The 14477-nt window shown below is 68.7% G+C and carries 14 protein-coding genes; 3 read left to right on the top strand and 11 right to left on the bottom strand.

What is annotated here, in order from left to right; genetic code table 11:
• Positions 1-279: 279 nt before the first annotated feature.
• The 4 genes from G7Z13_RS18940 to G7Z13_RS18955 all read right to left on the bottom strand — a co-directional run bounded on the left by G7Z13_RS18940 (position 280) and on the right by G7Z13_RS18955 (position 3500).
• Positions 280-1533 (bottom strand): MFS transporter, encoded by a 1254-nt coding sequence (locus G7Z13_RS18940; RefSeq protein WP_206313103.1) that lies wholly within the window; start codon positions 1531-1533, stop codon positions 280-282.
• 248 nt (positions 1534-1781) lie between these two features.
• Complete coding sequence (locus G7Z13_RS18945; RefSeq protein ID WP_240926265.1) at positions 1782-3014, bottom strand: transposase; 1233 nt, start codon at positions 3012-3014, stop codon at positions 1782-1784.
• Positions 3015-3028: 14 nt separating this feature from the next.
• Positions 3029-3202: a hypothetical protein gene (locus tag G7Z13_RS18950; RefSeq protein ID WP_166000864.1), complete on the bottom strand. Its 174-nt coding sequence runs from the start codon at positions 3200-3202 to the stop codon at positions 3029-3031.
• A gap of 76 nt (positions 3203-3278) precedes the next feature.
• Entirely contained in the window at positions 3279-3500 is a 222-nt protein-coding gene (locus G7Z13_RS18955) for a hypothetical protein (protein ID WP_166000865.1), read from the bottom strand.
• A 170-nt stretch (positions 3501-3670) separates the two neighbouring features.
• On the opposite strand from G7Z13_RS18955, the gene G7Z13_RS18960 reads away from it, so the two are divergent.
• Both G7Z13_RS18960 and G7Z13_RS18965 read left to right on the top strand, forming a co-directional pair.
• Positions 3671-4033, top strand: a complete 363-nt coding sequence (locus G7Z13_RS18960; RefSeq protein WP_166000867.1) for a hypothetical protein — start codon at positions 3671-3673, stop codon at positions 4031-4033.
• 787 nt (positions 4034-4820) lie between these two features.
• On the top strand, positions 4821-5801 hold the full coding sequence (locus G7Z13_RS18965; protein WP_166000869.1) for a DNA methyltransferase: 981 nt from the start codon (positions 4821-4823) through the stop codon (positions 5799-5801).
• Here G7Z13_RS18965 and G7Z13_RS18970 read toward each other — a convergent pair.
• Positions 5746-6351, bottom strand: coding sequence for a hypothetical protein (locus G7Z13_RS18970; protein ID WP_166000871.1), 606 nt, complete (start codon positions 6349-6351; stop codon positions 5746-5748). The two genes, G7Z13_RS18965 and G7Z13_RS18970, sit on opposite strands and share 56 nt — an antisense overlap.
• 370 nt (positions 6352-6721) lie before the next feature.
• Between G7Z13_RS18970 and gltX the strand changes: the two genes are divergently transcribed.
• The gene (gltX, locus tag G7Z13_RS18975) at positions 6722-8095 is read left to right on the top strand and encodes a glutamate--tRNA ligase (RefSeq protein ID WP_240926511.1); all 1374 of its coding nucleotides are present in this window, start codon (positions 6722-6724) and stop codon (positions 8093-8095) included.
• Positions 8096-8102: 7 nt separating this feature from the next.
• Here the strand turns inward: gltX and G7Z13_RS18980 are convergent, their stop codons facing one another.
• The 6 genes from G7Z13_RS18980 to G7Z13_RS19005 are packed head-to-tail and all read right to left on the bottom strand — an operon-like array spanning position 8103 to position 14475.
• Positions 8103-9089 carry a glycosyltransferase gene (locus G7Z13_RS18980; RefSeq protein WP_166000876.1) on the bottom strand — a complete coding sequence of 329 codons (987 nt, stop codon included), beginning with the start codon at positions 9087-9089 and terminating at the stop codon, positions 8103-8105.
• Positions 9086-9700, bottom strand: a complete 615-nt coding sequence (locus G7Z13_RS18985) for an HD domain-containing protein (RefSeq protein WP_166000878.1) — start codon at positions 9698-9700, stop codon at positions 9086-9088. The genes G7Z13_RS18980 and G7Z13_RS18985 overlap by 4 nt, the downstream gene beginning before the upstream one ends.
• A gap of 5 nt (positions 9701-9705) precedes the next feature.
• The gene (locus tag G7Z13_RS18990; RefSeq protein ID WP_166000880.1) at positions 9706-11421 is read right to left on the bottom strand and encodes a carbamoyltransferase C-terminal domain-containing protein; all 1716 of its coding nucleotides are present in this window, start codon (positions 11419-11421) and stop codon (positions 9706-9708) included.
• A gap of 17 nt (positions 11422-11438) precedes the next feature.
• Positions 11439-12230, bottom strand: a complete 792-nt coding sequence (locus G7Z13_RS18995; protein ID WP_166000882.1) for a radical SAM protein — start codon at positions 12228-12230, stop codon at positions 11439-11441.
• A gap of 17 nt (positions 12231-12247) precedes the next feature.
• Positions 12248-13366 carry a hypothetical protein gene (locus G7Z13_RS19000; protein ID WP_166000885.1) on the bottom strand — a complete coding sequence of 373 codons (1119 nt, stop codon included), beginning with the start codon at positions 13364-13366 and terminating at the stop codon, positions 12248-12250.
• A complete protein-coding gene (locus G7Z13_RS19005) occupies positions 13366-14475 on the bottom strand; it encodes a radical SAM protein (protein WP_166000887.1) in 1110 nt (369 codons plus the stop codon). The genes G7Z13_RS19000 and G7Z13_RS19005 overlap by 1 nt, the downstream gene beginning before the upstream one ends.
• Positions 14476-14477: the final 2 nt, after the last annotated feature.

Genomic DNA, 14477 nt, shown 5'->3' on the forward strand with positions numbered 1-14477 from the left:
GGGGTTGGAGCCGGTGCCCGCGGACGGGGCGTTCGTGTGCGGCCCCAGGAGGCCCAACCAGTCATACGCGCCGACGGGTTGAGCCCGGTCCCCCGCAGGCGACGGGGCGGACTCTGCCATGGACGCGGCGACGCGGGGCAGATCCTTCCGTTCGCCGGAAAGCCACGCGGCCCGCAGGGACCACGACGGTCACGGACCCGGCCGGTGAGACGGGGCCCTACGGACGGCGGACGAGTGGCGGACGGGCGGCGGACGGGCGGCGGACGGGCGGCGGCAGGCTCAGACCGCCGTCGTATCCGCCTCGGCCGAGGACTTCCGGGCCGCCGCCGCCACCGGCTCCGGCGCCCGGAAGGCCCCGGCCGCCGCGAAGATCGCCGCGGCGACGAGGAGCGCCAGGACGGTGAACCCCGCGACCCCCTGGAAGCCGTCGAACTCGGTCAGCAGCACACCGCCGACCAGGCCGCCGATCGTCGTCCCCGCGTACAGCGCGGTCGTCGACAGCGACGACACCGTGCCGCGCGAGGCAGTCGTCCGCGACAGCAGCATGTTCATGAAGACCGGGTAGGCGAGCCCGAGCATCGCGGACGCGAGGGCCAGCCCGGTGAGCGCAAGGCCCAGGTTCGGCGCGAACGGCACCCCGGCGTACACCACCACCAGCACCACGAACACCAGCCGCAGCGTGCGGTGTTCACCGATCCGGCGGATCAGCCGGCTGCCGAAGAGCGACGTGGCCGCCATGCCCGCGCCCAGGGCCGCCATCGAGGCGCCGACCGCGCCGACGCCCAGGCCGAAGTCCCGGTGCAGCCAGGAGCCGATGAAGGAGAACGTCTCGAACACACCGGTCTGGTAGACGAGGTAGCCCAGCAGGTACCAGGTGAAGGTCGCCGACCGGAACAGCCGGGCGTACGTCCCGAGGATCCCGGTGTCCTCGCCCGCCGCACGGGCGGACGGCACCGACGGGAAGACCCGGAACAGCAGCAGCCAGGCGATCCCGGAAAGCCCCGCCACCACGAGGAACGGCACGTGCCAGGAGACCGCCGCCAGCCAGCCGCCGACCGGGACGCCGACGACCTGCGAGATCGACATGCCCGCACCGGCGACGCCCATCGTCCGCACGGTCGAGTCCGGCGCCACCAGGACCGGGATGGACGCCCAGATCTGCGGGGTGACGAGCGCGGCGCACACGCCCGCCAGGAACCGGAACAGGATCATCGACCACAGTCCCTGCGCCGCGGCACAGAGCGCCGTGGCCACCGTGAACCCGGCGAACCCGAGGAGCAGCACGCCCCGCCGGTCCCGTCCGTCCGACAGCGGACCGGCCACCAGCGCGAACACCGCGAAGCCCAGGGCGTAGGCGCTGACCATCCACCCGGAGACACCGGCCGGCACGTCGAACTCCTCGGCCAGCGTGGGCAGCAGGGGAGCGACGAGGAAGGTGTCGGTTCCGATGACGAACATGGTCGCGAACGCCGACCACGCGACGACCGCGCTGGACGGGGCACGACCGTGCCGCGTGCTGTGTGCCTGTGTCACGGCTTTCCTTTCCGCCCAAGGGCTGCGGGAGGGTAAGGGGGAGGAGGGGGAGGAGGAGAGGAGAGCCCAACTGATCGCGGCACACGCGCAGTTGCCGCATCGCCCTCCGGGGGAACGCCGCTGCGGGCGTCACAGGGCAGGAGTCTGCGCACGGGGCGCGGGGCCTGCCACGGACGACGGGGAACTATGTCAGGTCGCCCGGAGCGGCAAAGGGCCGGCGGCCTGCCCTGCCCGAAGATCCGGCGAACTCACGCGGGCAGGACACGAGCCCGGGTCCGGTCGTGGCCGTCGCCCTGGATGCCGGCGAGGGCGAGGACGGCGTGGGCGGCGGAGGCCAAGGTGACATGGCGGTGCCAGCCGCGGAAGGACCGCCCCTCGAAGTCCTTGAGCCCGACGCGCTCGCCGATCCCGGCGAGGTCGCGGCGGGCCCGCAGGGCCAGCTTGGTCATCCGCAGCAGGGCGCTCGCCGGTACGGAGGCCATGTTGGTGAGCCACATGGCGGACGGCACGCGCCCCTCGGCCTCCCACTCACCGAGCAGCACCAGCTCACCGGAACCGGCACCGACCGGCGCGACCGCGCTCATCCGCGCGACCGACCCGACCGCACCGACCCGCACGCGCGCGGCCACCGAGACCCGCCGCGACCACGAAGCCCCCTCGGCCCCGTCAGCCCCTGCTGTCCCGCCGGCCTCCGCCATCCCCTCCGGATCAACCCACTCGACGGCCCGCCCCAGCCCCCGCACGGCGGTCAGGATCCGCTCGGCGCCCAGCGCCCCCGCACCATGACCGGGCAGAGCGGGATCACGGACGGTCAGCCGTACGCTTCCCCCGACCCGCAGGATGACGGGGACGCCCGCCTCACTGAACCGCCGGACGGTGACGGTGGGCCGGACGGAATGAACGTTGAGCACCACGGGCCGCACGGGAACCCGCCAGGAGGTCATGGCCTCCAGGACGGCGACGGAGGCGCACTCCTCCTCCGTCTCCTCCCCGATCCCGTCGGGCACCTCGGCCCGACGGCGCCGGTTGTCGTCCCGCACCCAGGTGTGCGGCAGATGCAGCCGCCAGTGCAGCGGGGCACTGAAGTGCTCGGACGCATGCCAGACGCCGAAGGCGTGCTGCCCCCGGAAGGCCTGCCCCAGGCAAGGATCAAACACCCGGTCGACTCCGACGGAGTGCTGCCCGGCCTTGAGGATGGGCATCGTCCGCACCACCCACGCCCGAGGCGCCACGGCCTGCTCCAGGTACGCGGCCAGCGCCTGCCGGACGGGCATCCAGTCCCACGGGGAACTGCTGATGAAGTGGTGCAGACTCTGCTCGGCGGCCGGCCCGCCCACCTGCGCGGCGATGTTACGAATGGACTTACGCCCCTCGGTGCTCAGCAGCCCCCGCAGATACCGCTCGCCCTTCTGCCGCTGGTCGCGCCGCGGGAAGGAGGCGAACAGCACAGCGGCCAGCTCCCGGGCCCGCTCGTCCCACACGCCGCTTCCACCTCTCAGGCGGCGTCGGGCCGCACCGCACTCGCACCCGGAGCGGGCACGCTCTCGTCCTCGGACGGGAAGACCTCGCCCTCTCCGAAGTCCGGAGCCTGGAACGGGTTGGTCGCCGGAGGAGGCGACACCACCGCGGAGCGGCCGGGCTGCCCCTCCGGAGCGGAGAACAAAGACATCGAGTCGATGAGAAATCTGCCTTTCTTTACAGGTCCCCGAAGGAGACCTGGCGTGCCATGACCGGACACGACGGTCCTACAGCTTGATCATCTTCGTGTACGGGCTCAGGATCCGCATCCGCGCCGAGCCGAAATCCACGAGCGCCGCGATCCCGTCCTCCATGCCGACCACCCGGCCGAGGCCGTACACGTCATGCGTGACCTGGTCGCCCAGGGCGAACTGCTTGGGAGTCGGTACGGCCGGGGCCTTGAACGGGCTGGTGGGCAAGTGACGCTTGGGCGCCGCAGGCTTTGTCATGCTTCAGTATGCGCCCAGACCCCCCACCCCCGCTGTGGCAATCCACACAGCCCCACCCGCACACAGCTCCACCCAGGCCGGTGAGCCGCACCACTCGCAGCAGCACCGGGCCGGTACCAGGCCGCTACGATGGCCAGGCTGGGCAGTGTCCACGCGGTGGGGGAGGGGCCATGAGGACCAAGGATCCGGAGTACCCGGCAGCGGTCGAAGCGGCCGTAGAAATCCTGCGGGAGCGGGCCCGACAGGGACAGACCATGACGTACGGCGAGCTGAGCGCCGAGTTGGCGGAACGGGGCTTCGACTCCATCCCGCCTCACCGCGGAGTCATGACCTATCTGCTCAAGGACGTCTGCCTCTACCGCAACGAGGACGGACGAGCACCGATGCTCTCGGCGATCGTGGTGAACAAGGCGAGCCGGGAACCGTCCGAGCAGTTCTCCACCCTCGCTCGAAGCCTGCCCTTCTCCCGGCCGGCCACCTGGACCTGGCGGGACGAGCAGCAGCAGGTCTTCGCCCAGCACCGAGAGGCATGACGTCGCCCTCGACACCCGCGTGAGCAATCCGAGCGCTCATCAGCTCGGCCTGGAGGGCCGGTCAGGAGCCTTTGACCCCCGAGCACGACAAAGGGCCTGGCGTCACTTGCACACCAGACCCTCTGACCAGCGTCGGGGTGGCGGGATTTGAACCCACGACCTCTTCGTCCCGAATGAGGTTCGGTTGGGGAGACTGCCAGCCTCGATGGCGTTTCCGCAGGTCGGAGGGGTGGGCTCGGTTGGTGTCGCATGGCCTGGAAGGGGTTCGGGGAGCGGGTTGGCTCCCAGATGGCTCCCAGGGAGTGCCACCCGGGAGCGCATCCGTGGCCGTACCAACGGGAACGCGTGGCGGTAGCGGAGCAGGGGTATACGGCCAAGAGTGATGCAGCCCTCACCTGACAGAGGGCTGCGACGCTGACAGGGCATGCCCGTCGCACGACGGGTATGCCCTGCCTCCAAAGCGAGTGTCATCAAGGCCCATTGTCGCGATAAACTTGCGCTCTCCTGCGTGCTCCTGTACTGTCAGCCAGGTTCAGACGTCTGGACGTCTTTCGCGGGGAGGTAGCGTGAATCAGGAACGCAGGCGGCCGGGTCTCGTAAGAGACGCAATCGTGGATTACTTGCGGCGCATTTACCCCGCTTCGAGCAACGTTCAGGCCATCCATGCGGCAGTTTGCGAAACGTTGCAAAGCGATGTGCCAGCATCCTCGGTCCGCTCCTATCTGCGGCTAAACACGCCGGAGACCTTCCATCGTACCGACCGGGGAACCTATAAGTTGAGTTCGAAGTGAGTAAGAAAGTAACAAAGGGGCAGGGTGCGATCTTTTCGTCCCCTGTGTTCGTTTTTGGGCAGACGAAGCTTTACAACGCCGACTGCCTTGATTGGTTGGCGGAACAGCCCGAGAATAGTATTCACGGGTGCGTTACTGATCCGCCGTATGGGTTGGTGGAGTACACCGCGCATGAGCAGAGCAAGCTCCGGGCGCGGAAAGGTGGCGTCTGGCGCATTCCGCCCTCTTACGATGGCCACAAGCGTTCGCCGCTGCCGCGGTTTACTACGCTTACCAGCGCTGACTTGGAACACTTGCAGAAGTTCTTCCAGGAGTGGGGCGAGGCCCTGAAAAGGGTACTGGTTCCGGGGGCGCACGTGATGGTCGCGGCCAATCCGCTCGTCTCACACCTTGTGAGTGTGGCGCTCTACAAAGCGGGACTCGAACGTCGCGGCGAGGTGGTCCGACTCGTCCAGACCATGCGTGGTGGCGACCGGCCCAAGAATGCTCACGAAGAGTTTCCTGATGTGAGCGTTATGCCTCGCTCGCAATGGGAGCCGTGGCTGCTCTTCAGGAAGATTCCCGAAGGTACCATCGCCGATAACCTACGCAAGTGGAAAACTGGCGGCCTGCGTCGACTGAGCGACGAACAGCCCTTTGGTGATGTGATCCGTTCGTCGCCCACGAATCGTCGAGAGCGCGCAATCGCAGCGCACCCTAGCCTCAAGCCGCAAGAATTCCTGCGTCAAGCCGTTCGGGCCATACTCCCGCTTGGTGAAGGTGTAGTGCTTGACCCCTTCGCCGGATCTGGCTCTACGTTGGCGGCTGCGCACGCGGTAGGCTACGAAGCTATCGGTGTAGAGTTGGACCCAAATTACGTCGAGATTGCTCGTCAGGCCGTACCTAAGCTAGCTGAGTTTTCTCCTGCTGCGCGAAAATCGGTCAGCGATCGAGGTAAACCCAGTTCCGACGAAGCTTCTCCAGGCCCTCGCGATTAAGCGTGGCCGTACGGGTGCCCAACTCCCCTCGGTTGTTTCGCCGGAAATCTTCGGCATCGACCTGGCCGAGATAGACCTCAGTGAATCGCATGGGATCCCTATCCCATGCGGGTTCCGTTTTGTTGTCGACGCTGTATACGAATACACAGAGCCACTGAGAACGTGCTCCGTGCATGTCCACCGCTCCGCCGGGCTTGCGCGTGCTCTTGACTTCAACGCCCTTCTCGCCAGCGGCTACCGAGTCATTGCTATAGATGCCTTGCACGATTAGGTCGGGGTGCCCGTTGAAGTAGTTGTTTTCGCAGAGCGTTCGCGAATGCTTGGCAAGGCTGGCAGTCAGCATGTCGGAAATCAATCCCGAGCATGCTGCTGGCCGGAGCATATCTTCGAACCGGCGAAGGCCCTTCTCGTGCAGGCTCAGGTTAACGTCATAGAAGAAGTCGTAGACGTCCTGCATCGCCGACTCGAAGTCGATTACGCGGAGTTGATAGGGCAGCGAGGGTGCGGGATTAAATGCCGACTGCTTCACCTGGCTCTTGATGAGGGACATAGCCCCTGATCTTACGGCACCACCCACTCGCCTTCACCGTGACGCTGTGCGTGACCCAAAGGCCAGTAAGGGTTAATTCATCCTATTTTGTCGTAGAGTCAGAATCGCCTGAATGCTTGGGCCGCACACAGCGGTTGCGGGCAACTACGGAGGACTTGACCGGCCTCGGCCGTGCGTGAGTAGCCCAGAAGCGTCAACCGCGGTGACGGCAGGGCCTGCCGGAACGACTACCAGTGCAGACGAGTGGCCGGCTGAAAATTGTGGGTAGGCGGGTAGGTCGAGTGACCAGAGGTGGAGTTCTCACGTCGGTATCCTGGAGCGCATGTCTACTGCCCCGGTTCGCGTTCGTTTCGCCCCGTCCCCGACCGGCATGTTCCATGTCGGTGGTGCACGGTCCGCTCTCTACAACTGGGCGGTGGCGCGACAGTCCGGCGGCAGGTTCGTGCTGCGGATCGAGGACACCGACGCAGCCCGGAACAAGCCGGAGTGGACCGAGGGCATCATCAGCGCGCTCGCGGCGATCGGCATTCATGGCGAGGATGCGGCTTTCGAGGGGCCGTACTTCCAGTCGCACAATGCCGAGCGGCACCGGGAAGCGGCTCAGCAGCTCTTCGCGGCCGGCCGGGCGTACTACTGCGACTGCACCCGGGAGCAGCTGAAGGAGCGCACGGGCTCGGAGCACCTCGGGTATGACGGGTTCTGCCGGGACCGGGGGCTGGCCTTCGAGGAGGGGGGGGCGCTGCGGTTCCGGACGCCGGACGAGGGGGAGACCGTCGTGGTCGACCTGGTCCGCGGGGAGCCGGCGTTCCCGAACAGCGCGATCGAGGACTTCGTGATCGCCCGTGGTGACGGGTCCCCGGTCTTTCTGATCGCCAACGTCGTGGACGACCTGGACGAGGGAATCACGCAGGTCATCCGAGGCGAGGAGCACCTGTCGAACACGCCGAAGCAGCAGCTGCTGTGGGAGGCGCTCGGTGCCAAGCCGCCTGTGTGGGCGCACCTGCCGGTGATCGTGAACGAGAAGCGGCAGAAGCTGTCAAAGCGCCGGGACAAGGTGGCGCTGGAGGACTACCTCGCCGAGGGGTTCCTGCCCGAGGCGATGGTGAACTACCTCATGTTGCTCGGCTGGGGCCCGGGTGACGACCGGGAGATCAGGCCGTACGAGGAGCTGGAGCAGCTCTTCCGGATCGAGGACGTCAACACCGCGCCGGCCTTCTTCGACGTGAAGAAGCTGACGGCGTTCAACGGCGAGTACATCCGCGCCCTGTCGCCGGAGCAGTTCGCCGCCGCCTGCGCGCCGTGGCTCGTCGCCCCGTACGCGCCGTGGCGGCCGGAGGCGTTCGACAAGGACGTCTTCGAGGCAGCGGCTTCCCTGGCCCAGACCCGGCTGGCACTGCTTTCCGAGATCACCAGCTATGTGGACTTCCTGTTCCTCGACGAGCCGGTCGAGGACGAGGCGTCGTGGAACAAGGCGATGAAGGCAGGCGCCGGCGACATCCTGTCGGACGCCCGCGCCGAGCTGGCCGACGTCGCGGACTGGAAGGCGGACGACCTGAAGGCCGTCCTGCTCGCCGTCGGGGAGAAGCACGGGCTGAAGCTGGGCAAGGCCCAGGCGCCCATCCGGGTCGCGGTCACCGGCCGGACGATCGGACTGCCGCTGTTCGAGTCCATGGAGCTGCTCGGCCGGGACCGCGTGCTGGCCCGTCTGGAAGCTGCCAGCAGGAAGCTGGTCGCGCAGGCTTAGCCGCTGGTCAGGCGACCTGCGTCAGGAGGTTGCCCCAGGCGTCGCCGAAGTAGTTCAGGTCGTACCGGGCCAGGGCCTCGTACCCCGCCTTGGCCTCGGTGTGCCGTGTCGCCGCACGCTGCCGGACCTGTGCAGGGAGGCGGCGGAGGTCCGGGGCAGGCTGGCCAGCCAGTGCGGCGAGGTCGCCCAGGCCGGCCACCGGGCGGATGAGGCAGGGCAGGCCGAGGAGTAAAGCCTCGGCTGCGCAACGGCTCCAGCCCTCTCGCATCCGTGGGAGGAAGACACCGACGTCACAGGCGCGCAGCAGACGCAGGTACCGCTCGCGTTCGACGTCGTAGTGCGCGCTGTCGAGGCCGATGGTGTTGCTGCCGCTGGTGATCACCCGCAGTCCGGGAACGCGGGCCAGTGCTGCGGAGACCTCCTCGGTCCCCTTCCAGTGCACGGCCTTGCCCGCGTAGACGCCGATCACGTCGGGTTGTAGGCCGAACTCGGCGCGGCACTCGGCCCGGTCGTAACCGCGTGCCTGCTCTACTTCGGCCATGTCGAAGGCGTTGTAGATCACCCGTACGTTGCGGACGCCTCGGGCGCGAAGCTGGTCGGCCCAGTACGGGGCGACGCACACGACGGCGGCGCACTGCGGCAGAACGCGGAACAGCCGCTCCCAGAGCATGGCCTCGATGGGGGCGGAGTCATGTTGGAGCGGCTCGTAGTGGTGCAGGAGGAACACCGTGCGGGCGCGCATCTCGGGCGTGAACAGCAGCAGGCTGAGGTCGTCCCACACGAAGGTGCCGGTGGTGCCGTGCAGCGCCCGTATGGAAGGTGCCAGGCGGGCGAGGTGGCGGAGCTTGCGCCAGCGGCGGACCCGGTAGGTCCGCTTGTGGTCCGGGACCGTGCGCCATTCCACGTCGTCGGCCGTCACCTCGTGGAGCATCCGTAGGTAGACCCGGCCGCCGGTCCGGCCGACCGGCTCCATCGAGTAGACGACCCGTTTCACGGACGTACCTCCTGTATGTGGTGGACGTACTCGGCGTGCAGGCGCGCGTGCATGGTCTCCAGATGGGGGCCGAGGTCGCGGGCGGCGTCGGCGAGGGGGAGGTGGAAATCGCCCAGGGTCTGGAGGAACCGTCGGCGCCGGTCGAGGTTCGGGGACGCGGCGAGGTCGCGCAGGTTGTGCAGGCGGTCGGCGAGCCGGACGAGGAGGTCCTCGGGCGGGAGTGCGGCCTGTTTCGCGCGCCAGCGGGTCTCGTCGCCGACGGACTTGGGGCGCTGTTCGAGGCGGTGGTCGGCCGTCATGGCACGCAGGCGGGCGGTGAACGGGCCGCCGAGGTGATGGACGAGTAGTGCCTCCGACTCAGGGGCCACCTCCAAGGCGTCATGGAGGAGGGCGAGGAGGAGGGTCTCGGGGTGACGGACGCCGATCTCCGTTCGCAGGAGCCTGACGACGGCCAGCGGGTGCTCCAGGTATGGGGTGCCCTGGTCGCGGGTGTGGCCGTCGTAGACCGTGAGCGCGAGGCCGGCGGCCACGCGGGCGCGGGACTGCTCGTTCAGGCTCCACGCCGCGGCACCGAGCACGGTCAGGACGTGGTCGAGATCGATGGGATCCATCCGCCTCACCTAGTACGAAGGGACGCGGCACGGGGATCGGGGACGTGGTCGGCGAGCAGCAGGGTGTCCCCGACGGCGAGGGCGTCAAGGCGCAGCTCCACCGTCGCCGCCACGGCTTGCTCAGCGGTCCGCAGGATCGGGGTGCCTTTGCGGTTGAAGGATGTGTTCAGCAGCAGCGGCAGTCCGGTGAGGTCGCGGAATTGCTCAAGGAGATCGCGCAGGCCCTGGTGGTTGGCGGCGACGGACTGGACGCGGGCGGTGCCGTCGTGGTGGGTGACGGCGGCGATGCGGTCGGCTCGGCACCGTCGGACGGTGGCGACACGGTTCATGAACGGGTCGCCCGCCGACATGAACCATTCCGTGGCGTGCTCGGCGAGGACGGCCGGCGCGAACGGGCGGTACGCGGCTCGCTTCTTGATCGCGTTGAGTCGGTCCCTCGTGGCGGCGTGACCGGGGTGGGCGAGGATCGAGCGATGGCCGAGGGCACGCGGCCCGAATTCAAGCTGCCCCTGCACCCAGCCGACGATGCGGTGCTCGGCGAGCAGTGCCGCCACTGTGGCCGGCAGTCCGAGCCCGAGGTGGGGCAAGGCGTGATAGCCGGGCGGCACCGTTGTCGTTGGCAGCGCGCCCGGGTTCGGGCCCCAGGCCGCGTCGGTCGGCACCGGCAGGCGCTCCTGCCCGAGCTGGTAGTGCCAGCCGTAGAGCGCGGCGCCAACGGCTGTGCCGGCGTCGTGCGGGGCGGGTGCGACGAAGAGGGTGTCGAAGCCGCTGTCGGCGGCCAGCTGGCCGTTGAGGTGGGAGTTCAGGGCGCATCCGCCGGAGAACACCAAGGTTGAGGCCCTGGTGAGTCGTTGCAGGTGGCGGGCGATGTGGACGACCGATTCGGCGAAGATCTCCTGGACGGCGGCGGCCAGGTCGGCACGCTTGTGTTCCGGCTGTTCCGCGACGTTGTCGGCGGTCCAGGCCCGGCCATCGAGCAGCAGCGGTGTGCTGCTGTCCGCCGAACCCCACGGATGATCGATGCGGACCTCGCCCTCGTCTCCGAGCCGGACCAGTTCGCGGACGTGTGCGCCGTAGCGCTGGGGATCGCCGAAAGCGGCGAGCGCCATCATGCTGCCCTCAGGCTCGTCGCCGGGTGGGATCACCCTCTGGGCGAGGTTCCGGTAGAAGTGCCCGAGGGAGGAGTGGACGCGCCGAGGCCCGACCGGGCCCGGCACGACGGCCGGCATGCCCTGGTGGAGGCGGTCGATGCGATCAGGCCACAGGTCGTACCCCGTGATGCGCTCCCGGCCAGGGCCGAAGTCGGATCCCAGGGAGGAGCCGCCGGCGTCGATGACGAGGCCCGCGGCGTGCTCGTGCCCGGAGAGCAGGTAGCCGGAGAGCACGTGGGCCGTGTGGTGGGAGAGGAGGCGGAGGTGTTCGCCGAGCGGCGCGGGCAGGAGGGCGGCGAGTTCCTCCCGCTCCTCGGCCAGCCACCAGCCGGCCGCAGGGTTGGGACGCATGGAGGCGGCCCAGACGGCGTCCACGTCCTTCGGTTCGAGGCCGGCGGCCTCCAGGCACCACTGGAGCGCGCGGGTCGGGGCGGTGAGCGTGCCCTTGCGGGTGGGGTGGTTGTGCTTGACGCCGCTCCAGCGCTCCTCTTCGGCTGCGTAGAGGCGGCCGTCTACGACTAACGCGGCGGCCGTGTCGTGGTGGAAGTTCAGTCCGAGGACTGCGGGCATGGTGGTGTACCTCCCGGTCAGACGGTGAGGGCGGGGACGAGTGCGGCGCCGGAGTCGGTGTACTCGTGGCAGCGCAGGCAGAACCGGAAGTGGTGCGCGCGCGGCGCGAACACCTTGGCCGCGAAGTCCTCGTCCCATATGCTGAACTCGCTGTCGTCCTTCGCCATGGCGTTGAAGCAGCGGTAGCAGGACCCGTCCATCTCGATCATCAGGTGCTGGTCGAGGTAGCGGTCGCAGAGGCCGCGCAGCTCGTTCGCCGGCTGGCCCACGTCGACGTGGTGCACGTGGTTGGTGACATGAATGGCGCCGTACTTCTCACACAGCGCCCCGAGCTGCGTGAGCCGGGTGGAACTGATGCCTTCCAGGACGCTGTTGACGACCACGGTCTTGCCGGCTTCGCGGAGGCGGGGCACGACGGCGTGCACCTCGTCGTAGTTCCCGTGTTCGTCGTCGCAGCCGATGAGTATCTGGTCGTAGGAGCGGAGGGTCGCCTCCATGATCGGCTGGTTGCGGGCCAGGGTGATGGCGTTCGTGCCCAGGACCATGACCTTGTCCGGCAACCGCGTGCGGGCGGCGTCGCTGAGCGCCGGGAAGTCCCGATGCACGGTGGGTTCGCCGCCGTTGATGTGCAGCTGCTGGAAGGGGATGGTCTCCAGCCGGGTCAGGATGGTGGAGAACAGGTCCAGGGACATGTTCTCGCCCTGGGCGCCGTCGGCGAAGATGCAGAAGTCGCAGTGCCGGTTGCACTTCGTGGTGATCTTGACCTTGGCCGTTTTGAGGGTGCGGGGCACCGGCGCACGCGGGGTCATTGGCGAGTCTCCTTGGGTCAGAGGTGGACGTCGTCGGGCGGGAAGCTGAGGAAGTCCTGGACGGTGGTCTTCTGCTGGTGCCAGCGCGCGAGGGCCGCGTGCAGGATGTCGGCGGTGGTGGGTCCAGTGGGGATCAGCGCCGCCATCCGGGCGGCCAGCCGCTGGGCGGCAGTCGCCTCGTCTGCCGCGAGCACGGTCAGCGTTTGCGCGGCGGAGCGGAGTTCCTTCGCCTCCCGCCGGATCAGGTACTCGGTCGCCACGCCAGGCGGCGGATCGAGGTAGTACAGCCAGCGGGCGACGCGTACACGGAGCATGCTGGCCGTCATCACCCAGTCAGTACGAGCGTGCTCATGCCCTTGGCCGTCTGGGCGGCTCCCGTCAGGAACGCGGCGCATGGCCGCCTCCAGAGCTACATGCGCCGCGCGGAGCAGGTGGCGCGGACTCCGTGGTCGGAGATCGGCGCGGTTCTCTGAGTGCCGGAGGAACAGCTCGGCGTATCCGTCCAGTCCCTCCGGCCGCCACTGGGTGAGGGCCGCCGTCTTTCCGGGGCAGCGGGTCCGTGTCGCGAGTGCGGCGGCAGCGAACCAGCACGGGGCGAGGTAGTGCCACGCCACGCAGTGGCGCCGGTACGCGGCGATGTCCTCGACCACGTTGTCCGTGCTGTCGGCGGCCAGCTGGTATCGGCCGCCCATCCGGGCCTGGAGGATCCCCCGGTAGAACCGCTCATCGACCTCGCACCACGGCGCCATCTGAGCCCTGGACTTCCAGCGCTGGAAGTCACGCGCGCTGCCGCTGATCAGTGACCAGGTCGCGAGTTCGGGCGCGGAGACGAGTCGCCCGTCCGCCTCGGACACGGTGAACGCGAAGCCGGGCGGGTGCTCCAGGAGACGTCGATGGACGACTTCCCGGTCGACTGCGGCGGCGTGTGCGGCGGCCAGGCGGTGGTTCCACTCTTCCCAGTCCGCAGGCGCCTGGGGAAGGAGAACGCGTACGTCGAGGTCGGAGTGCGGAGCCAGCAGGTCGGCCGGCTGCCACTTGTGGGTGAGCATCACGGCCCCGACGCCGTGAGCGTCCAGCTCGCCTTCGTACAGAGCGCCGAGCTCCTGGTAGAGAGGCGGCGCGTCGACCACGATCATCACCGCTCCCCGGTGGAGGCGCGGGCGCAGGAGGGGCCGGCCGCTCCCGTGGGGAGGACGGGGAGCAGGGGTAGGACCGGTGTGCCTTCGGGGCGCTCCATTCGGTCCCAGCGCAGGTCGTAGTCGACGTAGTGGAACCCCTGCCAGGCGTCGTTGGTGTTGCGGTCGAGCATGGCCTGGAAGAGGTGGGCGAAGGCGTCGGCGAGGGTGCCGTCGGCGAGGTGGGGCTTCAGGGGGATGTCGCGGTTGTGCAGGATGCAGGGCCGCGCCACTCCGGTGGGCGTGATTTTGATCCGGTTGGCGTCGGAGCAGGTGGCGCAGCTGGAGTTGGAGATGAAGCCGATCGACCCCGCCCAGCCGTCGGGACGGAGGTACTGCCCGGGGCTGCGGACGCCCAGCTGGTCCCGGGGGACTTCGCCCGCGTTCGCGAACCACTCGTGGAGACGGTCGCGGACCTCTGCCTCGGTGATGAACTCGGTGTCGAAGAGCGCCTGGGCGGGACCGATGTTCTGGAGTTCGATCAGGCGGATGGCGATGGGCAGGTCGCGGGCGAGTTCGGCCACGGCGAAGGCGTCGTCCAGGTAGGTGCGCTGAAGAACGCAGTTGATCTTCACTCGCAGGCCGAGGGAGAGGGCGGCGTCGAGGGTGTTCCGGGTGGCGCGCGGGTCGCCGCCGCCCATGATCGCGGCGGACCGCGCCGGGTCGAGGCTGTGGAGGCTGAGGTTGAGGTAGGTCAGGCCGGCGTCGTGGAGCTGTTCGACGCTCAGTCCCCGGCGCAGGTTGCCGTGGCTGGTCATGCCGATCGCGGCGGCGGGCCCGAGGCCGTCGGCGAGGCCCGCGATGACGTCGAGGATGTCGGCTCGGAGGGTCGGTTCACCGCCGGAGCAGTGTGCCTTCCTGATCTTCCAGGTCCCGGCCTCGGTGGCGATGGCCGCGTAGTCGGAGGCGGTCAGGGGCCGGTCCTTGTGCCCGTAGTCCGGCATGCACCGGGGCTTGCAGAACACGCAGTCCAGGTTGCACAGCGAGTTCAGGGTGAAGGCCAGGTAGGGGTGGTTGCGGCCTGCGGCGGCGAAGGCGGCGGCCAGGGCGTCGTGGTCTGCGGTGGGCATTG

This window comes from Streptomyces sp. JB150 (assembly GCF_011193355.1).
Classification (GTDB): domain Bacteria; phylum Actinomycetota; class Actinomycetes; order Streptomycetales; family Streptomycetaceae; genus Streptomyces.